Below are 15971 nucleotides of genomic sequence, written 5' to 3'. Positions count from 1 at the left end.
GATGAAGTTCGGCTCCGAGCGGGAGCCGTATTTCGACAGCATGTCGGTCGGCACGCCCGCGACGTGCTGGAAGACGCCAGGTCCGCCGGCGAGCTTGATCAGCTGCTCGGTGCGCGCCTTGATCCGAATGCGATCTTCGGCCGTGGTCAGGAAAAGGGCAGGGTCGAGCTTGGACATGGCAGCTTCCGGACAAAGCAAAGCCGTCAAGGAATTTTTCTTGCGAAAAGATTCCGTGCAGGCAGGAAGGGGTTTGATTCAGTGTGCGGGCGTCAGTTCACGGAGGCCCGCAAGCAGATGCACTCATGGTCCGCCACCTCGAAATCGGTTTGCCGCCCGGCGCGCATGCGCGCCGGCGAGATCGTCATCCAGATCGGCCACCGCACGGGCCAACACCCCGGCGCCGATCATCGTGGCGTATTCGGTCAGCGCCAGGGCGACGGCGCGCGCGTTCGTGCAGCGCTCGTAGGCGGCGACCGCGCGCACCAGCACCATCACATGGTCGGGCAGCAGGATCGCGTTGCTGGAAAGATCAGGCGCGCCGGCCGAAGAGGCATCAACTGCCGGCGCGCTGTCCTGGCCGGCACGAACGCTAGCCGGACAGGAGGACCCGTCCTCCGAAGCACGCAGTGCGCAGGAGGATTCAGTGAAATGGGCAAAGGGGGCGCCGCCCAGGGAGGAGCCGGACGGCGCGGCTGCGGCTTGGGAGGCCAACGCAGCGGGGAATTCATAGTCGACGGCGCCAGCCTGGCGCGGCACGAGGCGTTCGGTGAAGCCGACACCGGCAAGCCGTGCGCCACGATCGGCAAGAGCAGGAGAGGCGAGGCGCTGGCTCATGCTGGCACCGCAATCTCGGGTGCACGATGATGGCCGACAGAAGCAAGCTGACCGAACCGACCATCATCTTCGACACGTTCTGCACAAGCGTCGATGTCGATGCGCACGAAGAGTTCGTCAGGCTGACAGGGTGCGATGAAGTACCGGTCGTCGGCTACGACGGCCCGGAACTGCGCATCGTCGCGCGCATGGTGCTGCCGCGCGAAACCGCGCGAGACCTGGCGGTTGATCTGCGAAGACAACTCGCGAAGCGGGAGCGCTGAAATCATGCCGCGTCCTCCGCTGCCGGGTTGGCGATCAACCGCTCGAGCAAACGCTTCACAGGGCGGCTCGGCTCGGAACCTGTCTCGATCCGGGAGACGGTGGCCTGGTCTACGCCGAGTTCATCCGCCAGCTGCTGCTGCGTCCACTTGCGACTGGCGCGCAGGGCCTTGACGGACTCTCCAGTGATCGGTGCGGCGATGTTCATGGCGCGCAGTTATGCGCAACGCATACTCACCTGTCAATGCCCTGCGCATAATGAAATTCCTCAGAGTGCATATCATGGCTGAAGAAATCCACGACAGACTGAAGGCTTCCCGACTCGCTGCCGGCTTCCGAAGCGTGCGCGAGGCGGCAACCTCGCTAGGCATCCCCTATCAGACCTATGCGTCGCACGAAAATGGCAATCGGGCGTTCGACAACCAGGCCGCAGCGCAATATGCGCGTCGGTTCAAGGTCTCGATCGACTGGCTTCTGACCGGCCGTGGCGAAGCGCCAGAGGCGATGCCGTCGCTGGTGCCGCTGATGGGCTACGTCGGCGCCGGCGCTGAGGTTGAGCCGGATTTCGAACAGGTCCCGGAAGAGGGCATGGAACAGATAGAGGTTCCTTTCCCCCTGCCAGCCGACATGATCGCGTTGCAAGTGCGGGGTGATTCGATGCTTCCGCAGTTTCGCAACGGCGTGATCATCATTGTCTATAGGGAACAGCGCAGGTCGACCGAAAGCTTCTTTGGTGAGGAAGCAGCCGTGCGCACGACTGACGGCCGCCGCTTCATCAAGACGATCCTGCGCGGCACCACCGGCGTCAACCTGATCTCGTGGAACGCACCCGCCATCGAGAATGTGCATCTTGCATGGGTCGGCGAAATTTTCACCTATTTCCCGGCGACGGCTATCCGGCGCATCGAAAAGCAGGGCGGCATCCAGGGGCAACTCAGATTGAGAGCTTAAGCCGAATTATGCTCTGTGTATAATTTCCTTTGACTTGATATTATGCAATGTGCATAGTCACCTCCACTCGCAATCCCGCGATGGAGGCATGGCGTGTCGCTATCTCATCCAGTTGCCGTCAACGACAGAGCCGAGGTCTTCCTCGAGGCTGCCTTTGACCATGGCCACGCCGGTGCCGTCGGCCGCGGCGACCTGGCAATAGGCCGCCATTGCGATTCCGACGTGTATCTTGGTACCGACCAGCGTCCATCGCGCCGTGACCACTTCGACAAACGCACCGTTGATTGCCCCGATACTGCTACGCCGGATATCTCGAATGATGCCGGCGTCCCTGGCCTGATCCAGAACCTGTTGGCCGTTCCAGCCCTTGCAAATGTCGGCGCCCGCGACCTTCGGCGCTTCCGCCTGGTTCCCGCCCTTGTGCAGGCCAACCCACACCAGCACGGCGAGAGCCGGAATAATGAACCATTTCGAGAGCGCCTTCTTTGCCGGCGCATCCGGAGGTCCGCGCGTCGCGTTGCCGGCGAAGTCATGCCGGCAGAACCGGCAGATGCGCGCGTCGCGCTGAACTGTTTCCGCGCACTCCGGGCAAGTCTTGGTGTCGCCCTCCATAGTTCCCCCCCACAGCATTTTCCCCAACGAGAAAGGATAGTCCTATGATCACCTTCCAGCAACCGCCCATCGGCTCGCTGTCCACTTCCCCCGCAGTCTTCACCCAAGGCATCGTCGAGCTGATGGCCGATAAGATGCTGGAAATGGGCATGAACGGCACGGCGGTCACCGCCGACAGCCTGGCCGAACATTCCAGCTTCACCCGCGCCCAGATCGAGGAACACGGCCACGAAGCGGCGGACCTCGCCAAGTCGCGCGCCGTCCACAGGCTGGACTGACGGCCATGCAAACCGTCGCCGAACGTCTGATCGCGGTGGCCGGCCAGTCCGCCGAGATGGAAGCGTGGATTTCCCGCCAGCTTATGGCCGGCCAGAAACCATCGCAGATCCTGGCCGAACTGGGGCAGGGCGGTTTCGACCGCGCCTGCGCCACCCTGGCCAACGTGCACACACGCCTCGCGCTGGCATCGGCCTTCACCTTCGCGCTGGCTTTCGTCAGCGTCGCCGTGGGGCTGCGCTGATGAAGCCCCGCGTGCGCTGCCCGAACTTTCCCGAATGCCGCTGCGGCGACGACTGCACCGACCGCAGCGACACCCGCATGCTGCGCCTGCTGTTCGGCCTCTTCATCACCGGCACCGCGCCATCGGCGCAGGGCTGATTTACGTGGGAATGCGCTCATGAACCAGTCCGTCACGCAGCCTTGGGTGCAAGGCATCAGCTTCATGCAGCAGACCGTGCTGCTCACCGCTATTCGCGGCCCTGACGGCATAGGCAAGTATCATCCGTGCAAGTTCATGCTGCGCTGGTTTCGCCGATGCGTCCTGCTCTCGGCGATGGACGGCCGGGCGCTGACCGACCCTGCCGAACGCAACGGCGGCTCGTTCACCGGCCCCAGCTACGAGGCAACGGTCAGGCCGGTATACAAGGAATGGTATGGGCCGATGGACAAGATCGTCGGTGACTATCTGCGCTCACTCGACGAGTTGCCGCACCATTTCCAGATGCACTTCCTGCATGCGGTTCAGATTGTCGGCTTCAAGCATCCCGACGAGGTAATCCGCAGCTGGTGGGCGCAGGTCTATCTGCGGCTGGTCAACGACCTGCATCTGCACCCGGAGAGCGAAGCCGAAATGGATCGCCGCCTCGGCGACAATCGAGCCCAATGGCTCGAACGCAACGACGCTGCGACGGTGGATTGAGATGGCTGACAAATCCGCCATCGAATGGACCGACGCGACGTGGAATCCTGTCGTCGGCTGCACCATCGTCTCGCCCGGCTGTACGCGTTGCTACGCCATGGGCATGGCCGCCCGTATCGAGGCGATGACGAAGGCGCTGCAGGCCAAGGGCCAGACCGGCGCGCCGCATTACAACGGCACGACGCGCAAGGTGAACGGCAACACCATCTGGACCGGCAAGCTGGCCATGGCGCCCAACCACATCGTCTTGGAGCCGCTGGCCTGGCGCGCCCCGCGCCGCATCTTCGTCAACTCCATGGGCGATCTCTTCCACGAGAACGTTCCCGACGACTGGATCGACAAGGTGTTCGCCGTCATGGCGCTGGCGCCGCATCACACCTTCCAGGTGCTGACCAAGCGCGCGAGGCGGATGCGGTCATACATAAGAAGTCTTCCAAACCGCGATGATATCGTCGGCAAAGCTGCGGCTCATCTATGGGGCGGCACGGATCCTGACGGGGTTTTCGATGCTGCAATGCATGCGGTGCGTATGCCGCTGCCGAACGTCTGGCTTGGCGTCTCCGCCGAGCGCCAGCAGGAAGCCGACGAGCGCATCCCGGATCTGCTGGCGACGCCGGCAGCAATCCGCTTCGTCTCCGCCGAGCCGTTGCTTGGGCCAATCGACTTTACGCGCATGCGCCCTCCGGTCGACAAGCAGGTGTATGGCTTCCCTAACCTCGACGCGCTGCGCGGGAGTTGGTTTGTCGATGGCCATAGGCCAGACGAAGAGATGCCAGACACCGGCGTCCGCCTCCACTGGATCATAGTCGGCGGCGAGAGCGGTCATAAGAGCCGCGCAATGCACCCGGCCTGGGCGCGGTCAATCCGCGAGCAGTGCGCAGCGGCCGGCGTGCCGTTTTTCTTCAAGCAGTGGGGAGAGTGGCGCCCATCGACGCCAGAGCTTGCTTACGGGAACCCGCGATCGGGGTGGCGCTGTCTAGCCGCGCACCCGCATCTGCCGCGTCCGCACGAACTCTATCCCGAGGCTGGCGCCGAATTCGTCGAACACGTCGGCAAGAAAGCCGCCGGCCGGTTGCTCGACGGCGTCGAGCACAACGCCATGCCCGAACTGCGGGAGGTACTGGCGCTATGAGCGTTTACGTCGACAACGCCAAACATCCATTCGGTCGTCTTCTCATGTGCCACATGTGGGCAGACACGCGCGCAGAACTGTTCGCCATGGCGGACCGCATCGGCGTCCAGCGCAAGTGGTTCCAGCGCCCGGCCGGGCTTGGCGTCGCCGGCATGGATGCAACGTGGGAGCATTTCGACATCGCTCAATCGAAGCGTGCTCTGGCCGTCGCAGCCGGCGCGATCGAGACAGATAAATATGGCCCGGTCGAGCACACCGCCCGGCTGAAAGGCGACCAGGTGAAGCTCGAGCAGATAGCGGAGCTTCGCGCCAAGGGCTTCGGTGCCGGCGCAAGGCCCGCTGATCCAAAGCAGGGAGCGCTGCTATGATCGAGCTTCCCGACCTCGCCATTTCCGTCCGCCAGCCATGGCCATGGGCGATGATGCACTGTGGCAAGGATATCGAAAACCGCGACTGGCCGACGAAGATCAGGGGCCGTGTCTGTCTGCATGCCGCCAAGGGCATGACGCGCGACGAGTACGAAGACTGCCTCGCCACAATCCATGAGATTAGTCTGACGCACCCTTTCAAGCCGGGCTTGATGCTGCCGGCATTCGAGGAACTGCCGCGGGGCGGCATCGTCGGAACGGTCGACATAGTCGATTGCGTCGCTGAAAGCGCCAGCCCGTGGTTCTTCGGTCGCTATGGATTTGTTCTGCGCAACGTCGAGCTGCTTGACGAGTTCATCCCCGTCAAAGGCGCCCTCGGCTTTTTCAGATGGCGTGACAACCTCAATGCCGTGCCGGTGTTAAAGGCAGCGCCAAGACAGGGGAGCCTGCTATGACACAGACTCATGCTCCACAACCGTCATCCGTCCGCTTCCCAGTGCAGCCGCGCCTGGTGCCGGCGATCAAGGCGGCGCGCTATCTGCACCTGACGCTGCCGGAATTCATGGAATTGCTGCCGGCGCTGCAGCATCAGGGTTTTCCACGGGCTTGCCCGATCACCGGCAATTACGACCTGGTGGCGATCGACGCATGGCAGGACAAGCGCTCTGGCCTTGCCGGATCAGGATCCGGCGCGCAGTCTAGCGCCGAAATCGCAAGAGCGAGGCTGGCGACCCTTGGCTAAGATCAAGCTGAAGCACTACGTCATCCGCAAGGGCAAGTACGGCTACTGGCTTCCGACGCCGAAGATGGTCGAGGCGGGCTTCGAATGCATCTCCTGCGGCACGGATGGGCCGGATGCATGGGCGATTGCCAGGCAATGGGAAGACCGCTGGCAGGAATTCCGCAAGGGCAGGGAGCCGCCGCGCCTGCATGTCTGGCCGAAGGATTCGATCGGCGACGCCTTTACCCGCTATCGTAAGATGGATGCCTGGAAGCGCAAGCCGCCGCGCACGCGTGAAGACTGGGAACGTGGCTGGACGTTCATCGAGCCGTACTTCGCCGACCTGCCGCCGGCCGACATCACGCTCGAGCTGCTCGACGACTGGTATGGCCGCCTGCTGCGCGTCAGGGGCGTCGACATCGCCTATCGCGCCATGAAGACGTGGCGGTCGCTCTACAACGTCATGGCCGGAATGAAGCTGTGCCCGCCCAAGGCCGACCCCTCGCAGGCGATCCGCCGCCAGACGCCGCCGCCGCGTCACCAGACGTGGACGGAAGGCGAAGTGGTGCGCATGGTCAAGGGCGCCTGGCGCGCCGGCTACCGCGGCCTCGCCTGCATCATCGCCGTCGCGTGGGACACCAGCTTCTCGCCGGTCGACGTGCGCACGCTGACCCCGGCGCAGGCGATGCAGACGGCGCAGGAATGGGGTTTTCTCATCGCGCGCACCAAGAGCGGCGAGGCGGCTTTCGGCACGCTGTCGCCGCGCACCCAGCGCCTGGTGCTGGCCTACATCGAATCGCTCGGCGTCACGCTGCTCGACGATGCGCCGATCTTCCGCTCGCGCGGCTTTGAACCGGGACCGAAGGGCGGCCGGCCGCGCGCCGGCGTGCCCTACACCAAGGACTCGCTCGTCGACGATTTCGCCGACCTGCGCAAACTGGTGTTCGGGGCTGGGGAAAAGCGCCGGCTCATGGACATGCGGCGTTCGGGCGCGGTCGAGGCCAACGCCGGCGGCGCATCGGTCGAGGCGATCTCGGCCAAGATGGGTAATTCGATCGATGAGAACAAGGCGCTGCAGAAGACCTATATGCCGGTCAACCTGGCAGCCGTCCGTTCCGCCGATGCCAGCCGCCGCGAAGGCAGGAAACTGCTTGGTCAGGAACGGAATGAATACAAAAAGTTGAAACTCTCCGGAAAATGAGAGTTGAAACTTTTCAAGGGGCGGTAGCTAACCCCTTGAAATAAATGGCGCGAGTGACGGGGCTCGAACCCGCGACCTCCGGCGTGACAGGCCAGTGAAAACCGCAAAGCCACCAACGCTGGGTTTCGACTCTCTTCGACGGCGAATTGGTGCAAAAGCGGCCAAAGTTGAAACCGCTGGACTAGCGATCGCCCTTGGCCTTTGCGTAGGAATTCCCCACTGCTTTGCCCATGCCTGACACCTTGTTGGAGTCGGGTGTGTAGCGAAGTTCCGGCTTGTTGGCCCTGCATTTGGAGCAGACCAGGCGCGGCGCGAGATTCCAGTTCATCGCTTTGACCTCCGGACCGTATTTGTCTCTTAAACCCTCAAGGTCGAGCACCGCGTAATGAACGCAGTTGCGGCAATACGCCGTGATCTGCATGTTCCCGTCGACCAGCGATTGGAATGTCCAGTCGCTCATCCTCGAAACCGTTCAGTGTACCAGGTAATCTTGCCGTCGACCTTCATCGGCTTGTGGATCACCAGGCGCTTCGGCAGGTGTTCCGGATGCACCTCGAGCAGCGTGATCTTGATCTGTGGCTTGCAACGGCTGCAATCGAACTTCAGCGCCAGCGGATCGACGCCGCCGCCATAGACCATCATCAGGTCGGCCGACCTGATGTAGCGGACATTGCCGCAACTGCATTCGGCCTTCACAAGCATGTTGTGCCGGGTCGCCTTGCCCAGCGTGTCGATCGGATCGTGTTCCATGAGAACGTAATAAGAACAAATTCCCAACTGCGGTCAAGGGCCCCATCAGCCTTCGTCGAGGAAACCCTGCACCGAGGCGTGCCGCAGCTTGGGCTCGCCGCGTAGCGTCCTGACGCTGGCTTTGATGCCGGGCTTGACCCATTCGACGTCAGGCGTGATCTGTGCCGTGGGAACGTGCGGCGGCGCTGCCTTGGCCTTCTGCACCCGTTTCCAGAGGCGGTCCTTTATCGCATCCGTGGTGGCGATCACGGCCTTTCCGACATATTTTCCGTCCCGCGCGAACAGCCCCTCGGTCCACTCGCCGGCTTTTCGTTTGACGCCGATCAGATCCAGTTCGGCGATGTCCCAGCATTTTGTCTTCAGCCAGGCTTCATCCTTGGCGCCGCTACGATATGGGCTGAACTTGCGCTTCGACACCACGCCTTCAAGCCCCATTCGCTCAGCCGCATCGTAGAACTCGGCGCCGCCGCCCTCGACGTGCTGGCTGTACTGGATGATGCCCTCGGCCGGCTTGATCAGGTCCCACAGGATTGCCTTGCGCTCGATCGCCGGCCGCGGGCGCAGATCCTCGCCGTCCAGATACAGAATATCGAACGCTACAAAGGCGAGCAGCTCGGCGTTCCATGCCATGCGCGAATGCATGGCGTGGAAGTTCGACCGGCCGTCCGGCTCGGGCGCGATCACCTCACCGTCGAGGATGAACGATTTCGCCTTCAGCTGCTCGGCAGCGGTGACGATCGGCCAGTAGCGCTTCGACCAGTCGATGGCGGTGCGGGTGAAGGCACGGGCGCCGGCCCAGTCCAGGATGATCTGGGTGCGGAAGCCGTCATATTTGATTTCGTGGATCCAGTCGTCGCTGACCGGCGGCTCCAGCACCAGGACGGGTTCCTGTGGCTTGATGAACTTCAGCCGGTCTCCGGCGTTACTCATACTCGATACCCCGCACCGCGATTCAAGTCGGAAGGCTGATTAAGGTTCCGGGGTATTTTAGACGAATTGTATGTCGGAGTCGTTGATGACCAAGCTTTCCGATCTTCCCCGCCCAACGGGCCGTCTCAAGGCAGTAGACCGCAAGCCGGTGACCGAAGGACCAGAGATTGAGATATGCCCGGTCTGCGGACAAGCGATCGACATGAGGGATATCGGGCAGCTGCTCTGGCATGTCACGGAAGACCATGAGCCACTCGAGCTCGACAGTTGAACAGCCGCCGGCTCCAAGCATCAAGGCCTAGGACGCAAAAGCCCGCCGCACCTTTCGGCACGGCGGGCTTTTCCAGGGCGCGATCCTTACTTCGATCGCGCGATCTCCTTTGCCAGGTCGCCGATGTCGCGGCGAAGGTCCCCGACCTCGTCAACGAAGCGGTTGCCGACTTCGATCAGCCGATACATGGCCTGGCGCTGCTTTTCATTGTCAGCGCGCCCGGCGATCAGTTCCATTGTGTAGCCCTCGATCGAGGCCGCCAGTTCCTTGACCGCGCTGTTGTCGATGAGGGCGCCGGCGACCTCGACCTGGCGCTCCGCCGGCGTGACGGTGCCGCGACCGAAGCGAAGGCCGAGCATTGCCAGGAGGCCGAGCAACGCCAATCCCACGAAATTGGCGATCGGCACCAACTGTTCGGCCGGAATGCCAAGGATCATCAACGCCTCCGCTGCGAAGCACCGACATCAGCCCATGCCCGAAAAAGGTTCCACATTTCGATCGTCATGAAGGTGAGGTAGACGATCACCCCGGTGCCGGAGCCATCGGCCGTCAGGACGGCAACGAGGACGCCGAGCGCAATTTGACCCCAAAACACGCACGACGCGATGGAAGCCCCAGCCCTGAAATGGGGCGAGTAGCGGAAACCCTTGAAGGTGCCATTGACGATGAGCGCCCCGAGCCGAAGCAGCGCAGTCATGAGACAGACGTTGGCCCAGAACGCTTCATTGCCGTAGGTAGCGATGATAGCCATCGACGGCGAGCGGTCGAAGGTCAGCGGATCCATTGCCAGGCAACCGGACCAGCCGAACAGCGCTCCGGTCATGATCCATTCGGTGACGCGCATCCCGAAATGCTCGCGGATGCCGCCAGCGATGCGCAGCACGATCATGTCTTGAGCTCCGCTCGGCGCGCAGCGCTGGCCTTGGTGTGCAAATCGCATTCGGCGCGCGTATAGAGCTTCACCGCGCAGCCTGGCGCCATCGTGCGGTCGATCTTGTTCTGGTCGGCTTGGGTCTTGCCCTGTGCGCCGGCGAGGCTGTTACCGAGGGCCTGTCGGAGCGGCGTCACACCGCTGACGCCCGAAGTCGTACACGCCGCCAGCGTCAAGGCACTCGTCAAGAGACATGCGAGCGTCAACGCCCTTGTGAATCGCATCGGTATTCTCCTTTTCGATCTTGGCGCGGACTTCGTCGGCGCCCCAATGCTTGATGAGTTCGTAGCCGCCGAGGGCGGCGCCGGAGACGGCGACGGCCAGGACGGCCCACGCGATGATGCGGGCGAGAGGGCGGGGAACACCGACGAAGCCGGCGACGAGCGAGATGAGGACGCCCATCAGCGCCGTGCTCCCGTCTTGAATGCCTCGACGCCCTTGGCTTCGCCATGGCGTGCGACCAGGAACAGCCCGCCGGCAACAGCCGCAATCGCCAGCATCCAGACCCAGCCAGGCACGTCGCCGGCAGCATCCTTGACAGGCTGGATATAGCCGCTGGCGGCGCCGAGATTGCCGATGATGCCGTCGAAGAAGCTGCCGATCAGTGCCGCGATGCCGGTGAAGAACGCGCCGACTTTGGTCAACCAGTTCGTCTTCACCTCCGGCACCTTGTCACGCACGACGTCGGCCCGCGCATCCGCGCGCGCGGCGGGAATGGCCCGCGGCTTGGCCTTCTGCAGGGACAGCAGCAGCTCGTCGTCGATGCCGTCACCCGCCGGCAGGCCATTGTCAGAGCGGAAGGCGCGGATCGCGGCTGCGGTGAAGTCGCCGGCCTTGCCGTCGACGCCGCCGACCTCTGTATAACCGAGATCCTTCAGCTGCTGCTGGACGCGCTCAACCGTTGCCTTGTCGACGGCCGGCACCACCGCGGCGATCGACACCGGCTCAGCCGAAACAGGGTCCGCCGCTGGCGAGAATGGCGTGTCCCTGATCTTTTGCCATTTGGCAAAGGCGGCGGCCATCTTGGTATCGTAGGCATTTTTTTTGTAGCCGGGACCATTCCAAGTCCTGGCGATGACCGGCCAGCGATGCGCGCGCAGATCGTCGTCGATCTTCCACGCGACCAGGAGGCGCACTGTCGCCTCGAGGTGGTTGGCCTCGGATGCCAAGAACGCCGTCACCAACGCCTGCGGTGAAGTGTACCCGGCATCGCGATGGTTCTCGCCGAGAATCTGGGTCAAGCCCCACGAAGCGGCCATCAACGCGATCGTCTCGTCGATTGCCATCGCTTTGACCAGGCGCGGGTAACTGTCCTTGGGATAGGGCTTCATGCCCCATTTCGGATAGGCGAGCCCAGCCTTGACCGCAGCATCCCGTTTCATGCCCTTGCCGAGAAGCCGGTAGAAGACATGCGGTTCGAACAGCATCTTCGGCCGGCCGGCCGCATCGAAGCCGGATCCTGCCGCCTCGACGTCCATGAAGGCATGCAGTTCGTCCTCGCCAACCCCGATCTCGGCACCGATGCGTGGAATGTCTATGTCTTGCAGGCGCACCGCTGCGCCCTTGAACGAAGTGTCCATGGGTTTTCCTTCGGATGTTGATTGACTATGGTCGGCGGCGGGAGGCCCGCGCATGAAATACGACGAACCGCGAGGGGATTGGTTTTCGCTGCCCAAGCCGTGGCTGGAGCTACCTCAGGCGATGCGAGACAGCGTGGTGCAGGCCGCCGGCGAGATCAGAACCTATGATGGCGGGCATCTCGTTCATGTCGACGGATTGTGGGAAGTGATGAAGAGCGGCACTCAGAACGATGCCGACATCATCCTCAACGCGCTGCGTAAGGCGAACTAGCCTTCGTAACTTGCCGAATTGCGATTTCTTTTGGTTGCATGTAAAAGCCCCTTTCGCTCGGGGGAATACAGATGTCTTCGCACCAAAATGCTGCACCGCAGCAGTATCCAACGCTGGACGGCTTACGCTTTCTGGCATTTGCGATGGTGTTCTTTTTTCACTTCTCGGCCGGACCTGACCACCCGACGCTCAGCATGCTTCAGGCGCAAGGCTGGATCGGCGTGGAAGTGTTTTTCACTCTGTCGGCATTCCTGCTTTTCGGCCTCTTCGAAAAAGAGGTAACAAGAACCGGACGGATCAGCATCTCGCTTTTCTACGCGCGAAGGCTTCTGCGCATCTACCCCCTAATGATGCTGTTCGCGATTGCCATGTTGATCCTGTACGGGTCGGCGAACGCCGACGCATACGGCTGGCTCCTGGGCCTTGCCTCGTTCGTCGGAAATTTCATTTACTGGTTTCCGGAACACGCCAAGTCCGTCCCAAACACCGGGCATCTCTGGTCCCTGTCGTACGAGTTCCAGATTTACCTGATCCTGCCCCTGTTATTTCTGGTCTATCGTGCGGTCGGCAAGCGGGCGTTTCTAATGGCGTTGCTTTGCGCGCTACCGATCTGCTTGGTTGGCCGTGCAGCATTTGCACTGAGCGGGATCTCTATCCAGCCGATCTACATGACGCCGTTGCTGAGGCCGGAATCGACCATTGCTGGCCTTCTGATCGCAATGGGCGTGACGAAAAAGCTCCCTATCTGGACGGTCGCTACGGCTTTCGCCTGCAGCGCTATCGGGCTGGTGACCCTTCCTGATCTTCATACCAGCGTAGGCTCAGTAATTGCCTTTGTAACAGCTGGCCTGTTCGCGGGATCACTGTTGCATCTGACTCTCTACGCCAAAAATCTTGGTACAGTCCTACAATGGCGCCCGCTCGCGTACCTTGGCCAGATTTCCTTCGGACTCTATGTCTTCCATCTCTGGGCCTTTGGGCAGGGCATGTCATTGCTGCGAATGACTTCAATCCCGGAGAATTATGGCACTCGCTGCCTGGCAGGCATGGCTTTCTGCATCGCCGTTGCCACCGTGAGCTACTACTGCCTCGAACGGCCAATCCTGCGCCAAAAGCCACGTCAGCAAGCCAGCCCGTCTCTCCCTGGGTCTGTGGTGCCAGCTGAGTAAACACTATATCTGCGCAGCCGCAACGAAGAACGCGTCGACCTGCTCATCATTGAAGCCAAGCGCGGCAAAGCCGGATGCCATCATCGGCTCTGTTCTCACGAACGAATTACTGTTGTCATAGGCGATTTGGACGGCCGGCCCTTTCGCGGCGATGAATGCCTCGACCTGGCCCAAGAGGCCGGACGCAAGAAGCTGGAGCTTAAACTGACGAGCCGAGACCGAGCCCGGGACGCGAACCACGGGACCAGGCAGCCCAAATCCGGCCAATACGTCTGTCAATTCCCCTTCGCTGGCGATTCGCGTGGGAACGACAGCTATGAGATCCGCCACACTGCACCCAGATGACAGTGCATCTTCCGCTGATAGGAATAGGCCCTCGGGCAGAGAATTCACATATGCCCCAGCAGCACTCGACCAGAAGCGGCTTTCGTCGTCGGCAACGATCCAGAAGCGATCAGTTAGCATGGATATCTGCCTCTAGTTGTATAGGCCAAATGGTGTGACGCTGGGGTTTGTACCTGTGCCGGCGGCACTGCCCGGTAGATAGCTCGTTCCGGCGTTGTTGGTGTTGATAGTGCCATTCAACGCAGCATTGTATCTCGACCCTGTGGCGCTTCCTGAAAACGTGTTTACCGGCACATTGATGAAGCCGCCGAACGCATTCGCGAACTGGGTTCCGAAAGCTGGTGTGCCGGTGATCGTGATCGTTTTGCCCACGCAAGCCACGAGGCCATAGGCTTCAGCCCACCAGTGCTTCGATGCCGATCCTGTGATGTTGTAGTTGGCGTTGATCGTTACCGCCGCATCATTGTCTGCAAGGATATGCCCGCCGGCGCACGCTCCAAAATCCATTTTCCCATCAACCGTGATCTGGCCTTTGTTGGTTGCCCACAGGCATTGTCCGGAAGTTGTGGTTTGGAGCTTCAACCCCGAGACCGAAAGCGCAGAGCCTCCCCCGCTCACCGTTATGCAACTGCTGGAGGTCGTGGAAATTATCACGTTGGCAGGGGTGATTGCGTCGCCGACGACGCTTACGAGACCGCCGACGAACGGAGCGTTTACATTGACGCCGGCGGTATAGGTCCCGGCGCCGACTTGGATGGTCACGCCGAAGCCGCCTAGGTCCAAAGTCTTAACGACGTCGATAGCTTTCTGCAGCGTCAGGAATGCGCCACCAGCATTGTTCACAAGGCCTGTATTGCCGTTCGATCCGTCGGTGCGGACGAAGTAAGTTCGGCTTGCCGTCAGCCTCTCTCTTTTTTTCCCGGCCGCGATTTGCAGCAGATCGAGTTGCGTCATGGACAGGTCTTCGGGCGCGCCCGTGCCCGCAGTCGTGCGCCCCTTGACGGTGGCATTGGCCATGTTGGCGAGTTTGACGACGGGAATAGCGGGATTGGTGTTATCGATCGCGATTCCGGTACCGGGCGAGATGCTGCTGACGGGACCGCCCGCAGCCGCATCCGCTACCGGGAACGGCCCTTCCCATGCCGTGCCGGACCATCGGTAGAACGCGAAAGCGATGCCGATCTCGGCATGCAGGAAGAAGAAGCCTTCATCGTCGGACGTCAGGACAATGGCGTCGCGCTCGGCGATCGTGCCTGAGGCGTTGGGGTGAACCCCGACCAGCGACAGCGTCACGAGCACGCGCGACAGCGTGCGATTGAGGTCGACGATGTCGGCGGCGTTCGAATTCTCCAGCGCAATGGCGTAGGCCGCCCCAGCAGCGGTCGCGCCTGGCCAGGCGTAGGCCAGCGTCAGGTGCGTGTCGTCGGTGACGGACAGGATCGGAACGGCCACGCCAAGGCGCGTGAACATGCCGCCTGCGACAAGCCCGAGCGCCCACGCGGTACCGGTGCCGGTGACCACTGCATTGCCGTTCGTCACGGATACCGTGCCGGTGGAATAGATTGATGCCATTTGGATTTGCCCTTTAGTCGGGAACAGCGAGGACGAAGTAGCGGAACACCCAGCCGCTGCCGGCCGTGTCGTTGACGCTGAAGGTGATGGTGTGCGCGGCGGCGTCGTAGACCCACCAGTTGGTGAGCTGGAGCGTTACCCCGAATGCAGAGGACGCCCAGTTGGCGTTGATCAGAATGTCGCCGTCGTTGAAATTGGCGTCGGCGCCGACCTTCTGCAGAGCCGTCAGGATGATGGGCGGATTGTCCAGCGCCGGAACCGCAAGCGTGTAGGTTCGCGCCGGTGTCGAGACGCCCGGTGTCCCTGAGAACAGCATATCCGCCACCTTCCCATAGGCGACCACCGGGCAATAACGATATTCGCTCCACAGCAGGATGTCGGCCGGCACCGGTGGCGAGGCCGCGCCCGGGCGCAGCATCTTGATCTCGCCCTCATCGGTGAACAGGATCTTGCCGGAACCGCCCGTCGTCGGCACCTGCTGGTTCTGGACCATGACATTGTAGAAAACCGTGATCGACACGGCGTTTCCGTTGACGATCGTCAGGTTGTTTCCGGAAATCGAGGCATCGACAAGAAAGGCGCTCGAGGGTGAGGAGAAAGACGCCATGTTGCCGGCCGCCGCCCCGATAATATAGGGGATCGAACCATCCGGCACGTCGACGCCGAGGGCGATCACCTGCGTCTGTCCAGCGGTCAACGTCGTCGATCCCGTGGCGACGATCGTCAGGGGTCTTTGATTCTCATGGACGATGCACTGTGAGGCAATCGCCGTCCTGGCATCGACCGCGCCGCGAGAGATGCGCGCGTAGCCGCGCTTCTCGTCGACCACAAAGAAGCAGTTGCCGACGATGGGCGGTGTCGACAGGGCGGTATA

Annotated in this window: 28 protein-coding genes; 14 read left to right on the top strand and 14 right to left on the bottom strand. The window is 62.0% G+C overall.

What is annotated here, in order from left to right; all coding sequences use genetic code 11:
* Positions 1-300: 300 nt before the first annotated feature.
* The gene (locus EN893_RS02740; protein ID WP_127267943.1) at positions 301-834 is read right to left on the bottom strand and encodes a hypothetical protein; all 534 of its coding nucleotides are present in this window, start codon (positions 832-834) and stop codon (positions 301-303) included.
* A 26-nt stretch (positions 835-860) separates the two neighbouring features.
* On the opposite strand from EN893_RS02740, the gene EN893_RS02735 reads away from it, so the two are divergent.
* The gene (locus EN893_RS02735; protein ID WP_127269939.1) at positions 861-1097 is read left to right on the top strand and encodes a hypothetical protein; all 237 of its coding nucleotides are present in this window, start codon (positions 861-863) and stop codon (positions 1095-1097) included.
* Positions 1098-1099: 2 nt separating this feature from the next.
* On the opposite strand, the gene EN893_RS02730 is transcribed toward EN893_RS02735, so the two are convergent.
* Positions 1100-1303 carry a helix-turn-helix transcriptional regulator gene (locus tag EN893_RS02730; protein ID WP_127267945.1) on the bottom strand — a complete coding sequence of 68 codons (204 nt, stop codon included), beginning with the start codon at positions 1301-1303 and terminating at the stop codon, positions 1100-1102.
* Positions 1304-1377: 74 nt separating this feature from the next.
* Between EN893_RS02730 and EN893_RS02725 the strand changes: the two genes are divergently transcribed.
* A complete protein-coding gene (locus EN893_RS02725) occupies positions 1378-2046 on the top strand; it encodes an XRE family transcriptional regulator (RefSeq protein ID WP_164748671.1) in 669 nt (222 codons plus the stop codon).
* A gap of 99 nt (positions 2047-2145) precedes the next feature.
* Here the strand turns inward: EN893_RS02725 and EN893_RS02720 are convergent, their stop codons facing one another.
* Positions 2146-2658: a zinc ribbon domain-containing protein gene (locus tag EN893_RS02720; RefSeq protein ID WP_127267947.1), complete on the bottom strand. Its 513-nt coding sequence runs from the start codon at positions 2656-2658 to the stop codon at positions 2146-2148.
* Between the two features lie 44 nt (positions 2659-2702).
* Between EN893_RS02720 and EN893_RS02715 the strand changes: the two genes are divergently transcribed.
* The 9 genes from EN893_RS02715 to EN893_RS02680 are packed head-to-tail and all read left to right on the top strand — an operon-like array spanning position 2703 to position 7278.
* Positions 2703-2936, top strand: a complete 234-nt coding sequence (locus tag EN893_RS02715; protein ID WP_127267948.1) for a hypothetical protein — start codon at positions 2703-2705, stop codon at positions 2934-2936.
* 5 nt (positions 2937-2941) lie between these two features.
* A complete protein-coding gene (locus EN893_RS02710; protein ID WP_127267949.1) occupies positions 2942-3178 on the top strand; it encodes a hypothetical protein in 237 nt (78 codons plus the stop codon).
* Entirely contained in the window at positions 3178-3315 is a 138-nt protein-coding gene (locus tag EN893_RS37945) for a hypothetical protein (RefSeq protein ID WP_164748670.1), read from the top strand. Before EN893_RS02710 ends, EN893_RS37945 begins: the two co-directional genes overlap by 1 nt.
* Before the next feature lie 19 nt (positions 3316-3334).
* On the top strand, positions 3335-3856 hold the full coding sequence (locus tag EN893_RS02705; RefSeq protein WP_127267950.1) for a hypothetical protein: 522 nt from the start codon (positions 3335-3337) through the stop codon (positions 3854-3856).
* A gap of 1 nt (position 3857) precedes the next feature.
* On the top strand, positions 3858-4988 hold the full coding sequence (locus EN893_RS02700) for a phage Gp37/Gp68 family protein (RefSeq protein ID WP_127267951.1): 1131 nt from the start codon (positions 3858-3860) through the stop codon (positions 4986-4988).
* Positions 4985-5356 (top strand): DUF4031 domain-containing protein, encoded by a 372-nt coding sequence (locus tag EN893_RS02695; protein ID WP_127267952.1) that lies wholly within the window; start codon positions 4985-4987, stop codon positions 5354-5356. The genes EN893_RS02700 and EN893_RS02695 overlap by 4 nt, the downstream gene beginning before the upstream one ends.
* On the top strand, positions 5353-5811 hold the full coding sequence (locus EN893_RS02690; protein WP_127267953.1) for an ASCH domain-containing protein: 459 nt from the start codon (positions 5353-5355) through the stop codon (positions 5809-5811). The genes EN893_RS02695 and EN893_RS02690 overlap by 4 nt, the downstream gene beginning before the upstream one ends.
* Positions 5808-6098, top strand: a complete 291-nt coding sequence (locus EN893_RS02685; RefSeq protein WP_127267954.1) for a hypothetical protein — start codon at positions 5808-5810, stop codon at positions 6096-6098. The genes EN893_RS02690 and EN893_RS02685 overlap by 4 nt, the downstream gene beginning before the upstream one ends.
* Positions 6091-7278, top strand: coding sequence for a hypothetical protein (locus EN893_RS02680; protein ID WP_127267955.1), 1188 nt, complete (start codon positions 6091-6093; stop codon positions 7276-7278). The genes EN893_RS02685 and EN893_RS02680 overlap by 8 nt, the downstream gene beginning before the upstream one ends.
* Positions 7279-7459: 181 nt before the next feature.
* Here the strand turns inward: EN893_RS02680 and EN893_RS02675 are convergent, their stop codons facing one another.
* Genes EN893_RS02675 through EN893_RS02665 form a run of 3 tightly spaced genes read right to left on the bottom strand, consistent with a single transcriptional unit; the run spans position 7460 to position 8958 of the window.
* The gene (locus EN893_RS02675) at positions 7460-7738 is read right to left on the bottom strand and encodes a hypothetical protein (protein WP_127266592.1); all 279 of its coding nucleotides are present in this window, start codon (positions 7736-7738) and stop codon (positions 7460-7462) included.
* Entirely contained in the window at positions 7735-8028 is a 294-nt protein-coding gene (locus EN893_RS02670; protein WP_127266593.1) for a hypothetical protein, read from the bottom strand. Before EN893_RS02670 ends, EN893_RS02675 begins: the two co-directional genes overlap by 4 nt.
* Positions 8029-8073: 45 nt before the next feature.
* A complete protein-coding gene (locus EN893_RS02665; RefSeq protein ID WP_127266594.1) occupies positions 8074-8958 on the bottom strand; it encodes an RNA ligase family protein in 885 nt (294 codons plus the stop codon).
* A gap of 85 nt (positions 8959-9043) precedes the next feature.
* On the opposite strand from EN893_RS02665, the gene EN893_RS02660 reads away from it, so the two are divergent.
* Positions 9044-9229, top strand: coding sequence for a hypothetical protein (locus EN893_RS02660; RefSeq protein ID WP_127266595.1), 186 nt, complete (start codon positions 9044-9046; stop codon positions 9227-9229).
* An 86-nt stretch (positions 9230-9315) separates the two neighbouring features.
* Here the strand turns inward: EN893_RS02660 and EN893_RS02655 are convergent, their stop codons facing one another.
* From EN893_RS02655 to EN893_RS37935, 5 genes are read right to left on the bottom strand one after another with little or no spacing between them, the layout of a single operon-like run.
* Positions 9316-9666, bottom strand: a complete 351-nt coding sequence (locus EN893_RS02655; RefSeq protein WP_127266596.1) for a hypothetical protein — start codon at positions 9664-9666, stop codon at positions 9316-9318.
* A complete protein-coding gene (locus EN893_RS02650; protein WP_127266597.1) occupies positions 9666-10118 on the bottom strand; it encodes a hypothetical protein in 453 nt (150 codons plus the stop codon). The genes EN893_RS02655 and EN893_RS02650 overlap by 1 nt, the downstream gene beginning before the upstream one ends.
* Entirely contained in the window at positions 10115-10297 is a 183-nt protein-coding gene (locus EN893_RS02645; RefSeq protein WP_236383321.1) for a hypothetical protein, read from the bottom strand. The genes EN893_RS02650 and EN893_RS02645 overlap by 4 nt, the downstream gene beginning before the upstream one ends.
* Entirely contained in the window at positions 10269-10562 is a 294-nt protein-coding gene (locus EN893_RS37940; protein WP_164748669.1) for a hypothetical protein, read from the bottom strand. Before EN893_RS37940 ends, EN893_RS02645 begins: the two co-directional genes overlap by 29 nt.
* Positions 10562-11740, bottom strand: coding sequence for an N-acetylmuramidase domain-containing protein (locus tag EN893_RS37935; protein ID WP_127266599.1), 1179 nt, complete (start codon positions 11738-11740; stop codon positions 10562-10564). Before EN893_RS37935 ends, EN893_RS37940 begins: the two co-directional genes overlap by 1 nt.
* 52 nt (positions 11741-11792) lie before the next feature.
* Here EN893_RS37935 and EN893_RS02635 point away from each other — a divergent pair, with 52 nt between their 5' ends.
* Together EN893_RS02635 and EN893_RS02630 are read left to right on the top strand one after the other, a co-directional pair.
* Positions 11793-12011: a hypothetical protein gene (locus EN893_RS02635; RefSeq protein ID WP_127266600.1), complete on the top strand. Its 219-nt coding sequence runs from the start codon at positions 11793-11795 to the stop codon at positions 12009-12011.
* A gap of 71 nt (positions 12012-12082) precedes the next feature.
* Positions 12083-13180 (top strand): acyltransferase, encoded by a 1098-nt coding sequence (locus EN893_RS02630; protein WP_127266601.1) that lies wholly within the window; start codon positions 12083-12085, stop codon positions 13178-13180.
* A 3-nt stretch (positions 13181-13183) separates the two neighbouring features.
* On the opposite strand, the gene EN893_RS38955 is transcribed toward EN893_RS02630, so the two are convergent.
* The 3 genes from EN893_RS38955 to EN893_RS37930 all read right to left on the bottom strand — a co-directional run.
* Positions 13184-13645 carry a hypothetical protein gene (locus tag EN893_RS38955; RefSeq protein WP_236383320.1) on the bottom strand — a complete coding sequence of 154 codons (462 nt, stop codon included), beginning with the start codon at positions 13643-13645 and terminating at the stop codon, positions 13184-13186.
* 12 nt (positions 13646-13657) lie between these two features.
* A complete protein-coding gene (locus EN893_RS02620) occupies positions 13658-15097 on the bottom strand; it encodes a hypothetical protein (protein WP_127266602.1) in 1440 nt (479 codons plus the stop codon).
* A 13-nt stretch (positions 15098-15110) separates the two neighbouring features.
* Positions 15111-15971: hypothetical protein (locus EN893_RS37930; RefSeq protein ID WP_164900695.1), on the bottom strand; the 861-nt coding region annotated here is incomplete at its 5' end.

It is taken from the genome of Mesorhizobium sp. M7A.F.Ca.CA.004.04.2.1 (assembly GCF_004022825.1).
In the GTDB taxonomy this organism is placed as follows: Bacteria; Pseudomonadota; Alphaproteobacteria; order Rhizobiales; family Rhizobiaceae; genus Mesorhizobium.
The sequence above is the reverse complement of the archived record's forward strand: the minus strand, read 5'-3'. Positions and strand labels throughout refer to the sequence as shown.

Excerpts from the sequence above, each read along its gene's own strand:
- EN893_RS02695 (WP_127267952.1), top strand. The coding sequence starts at position 4,985 with ATGAGCGTTTACGTCGACAACGCCAAACATCCATTCGGTCGTCTTCTC.
- EN893_RS37935 (WP_127266599.1), bottom strand. The coding sequence starts at position 11,740 with ATGGACACTTCGTTCAAGGGCGCAGCGGTGCGCCTGCAAGACATAGAC.
- EN893_RS02630 (WP_127266601.1), top strand. The coding sequence starts at position 12,083 with ATGTCTTCGCACCAAAATGCTGCACCGCAGCAGTATCCAACGCTGGAC.
- EN893_RS02710 (WP_127267949.1), top strand. The coding sequence starts at position 2,942 with ATGCAAACCGTCGCCGAACGTCTGATCGCGGTGGCCGGCCAGTCCGCC.
- EN893_RS38955 (WP_236383320.1), bottom strand. The coding sequence starts at position 13,645 with ATGCTAACTGATCGCTTCTGGATCGTTGCCGACGACGAAAGCCGCTTC.
- EN893_RS37945 (WP_164748670.1), top strand. The coding sequence starts at position 3,178 with ATGAAGCCCCGCGTGCGCTGCCCGAACTTTCCCGAATGCCGCTGCGGC.
- EN893_RS02620 (WP_127266602.1), bottom strand. The coding sequence starts at position 15,097 with ATGGCATCAATCTATTCCACCGGCACGGTATCCGTGACGAACGGCAAT.
- EN893_RS02690 (WP_127267953.1), top strand. The coding sequence starts at position 5,353 with ATGATCGAGCTTCCCGACCTCGCCATTTCCGTCCGCCAGCCATGGCCA.
- EN893_RS02660 (WP_127266595.1), top strand. The coding sequence starts at position 9,044 with ATGACCAAGCTTTCCGATCTTCCCCGCCCAACGGGCCGTCTCAAGGCA.
- EN893_RS02715 (WP_127267948.1), top strand. The coding sequence starts at position 2,703 with ATGATCACCTTCCAGCAACCGCCCATCGGCTCGCTGTCCACTTCCCCC.
- EN893_RS02675 (WP_127266592.1), bottom strand. The coding sequence starts at position 7,738 with ATGAGCGACTGGACATTCCAATCGCTGGTCGACGGGAACATGCAGATC.
- EN893_RS02650 (WP_127266597.1), bottom strand. The coding sequence starts at position 10,118 with ATGATCGTGCTGCGCATCGCTGGCGGCATCCGCGAGCATTTCGGGATG.
- EN893_RS02665 (WP_127266594.1), bottom strand. The coding sequence starts at position 8,958 with ATGAGTAACGCCGGAGACCGGCTGAAGTTCATCAAGCCACAGGAACCC.
- EN893_RS02670 (WP_127266593.1), bottom strand. The coding sequence starts at position 8,028 with ATGGAACACGATCCGATCGACACGCTGGGCAAGGCGACCCGGCACAAC.
- EN893_RS02740 (WP_127267943.1), bottom strand. The coding sequence starts at position 834 with ATGAGCCAGCGCCTCGCCTCTCCTGCTCTTGCCGATCGTGGCGCACGG.
- EN893_RS02735 (WP_127269939.1), top strand. The coding sequence starts at position 861 with ATGATGGCCGACAGAAGCAAGCTGACCGAACCGACCATCATCTTCGAC.
- EN893_RS02705 (WP_127267950.1), top strand. The coding sequence starts at position 3,335 with ATGAACCAGTCCGTCACGCAGCCTTGGGTGCAAGGCATCAGCTTCATG.
- EN893_RS02720 (WP_127267947.1), bottom strand. The coding sequence starts at position 2,658 with ATGGAGGGCGACACCAAGACTTGCCCGGAGTGCGCGGAAACAGTTCAG.
- EN893_RS02635 (WP_127266600.1), top strand. The coding sequence starts at position 11,793 with ATGAAATACGACGAACCGCGAGGGGATTGGTTTTCGCTGCCCAAGCCG.
- EN893_RS02655 (WP_127266596.1), bottom strand. The coding sequence starts at position 9,666 with ATGATCCTTGGCATTCCGGCCGAACAGTTGGTGCCGATCGCCAATTTC.
- EN893_RS02730 (WP_127267945.1), bottom strand. The coding sequence starts at position 1,303 with ATGAACATCGCCGCACCGATCACTGGAGAGTCCGTCAAGGCCCTGCGC.
- EN893_RS02725 (WP_164748671.1), top strand. The coding sequence starts at position 1,378 with ATGGCTGAAGAAATCCACGACAGACTGAAGGCTTCCCGACTCGCTGCC.
- EN893_RS02685 (WP_127267954.1), top strand. The coding sequence starts at position 5,808 with ATGACACAGACTCATGCTCCACAACCGTCATCCGTCCGCTTCCCAGTG.
- EN893_RS02700 (WP_127267951.1), top strand. The coding sequence starts at position 3,858 with ATGGCTGACAAATCCGCCATCGAATGGACCGACGCGACGTGGAATCCT.
- EN893_RS37940 (WP_164748669.1), bottom strand. The coding sequence starts at position 10,562 with ATGGGCGTCCTCATCTCGCTCGTCGCCGGCTTCGTCGGTGTTCCCCGC.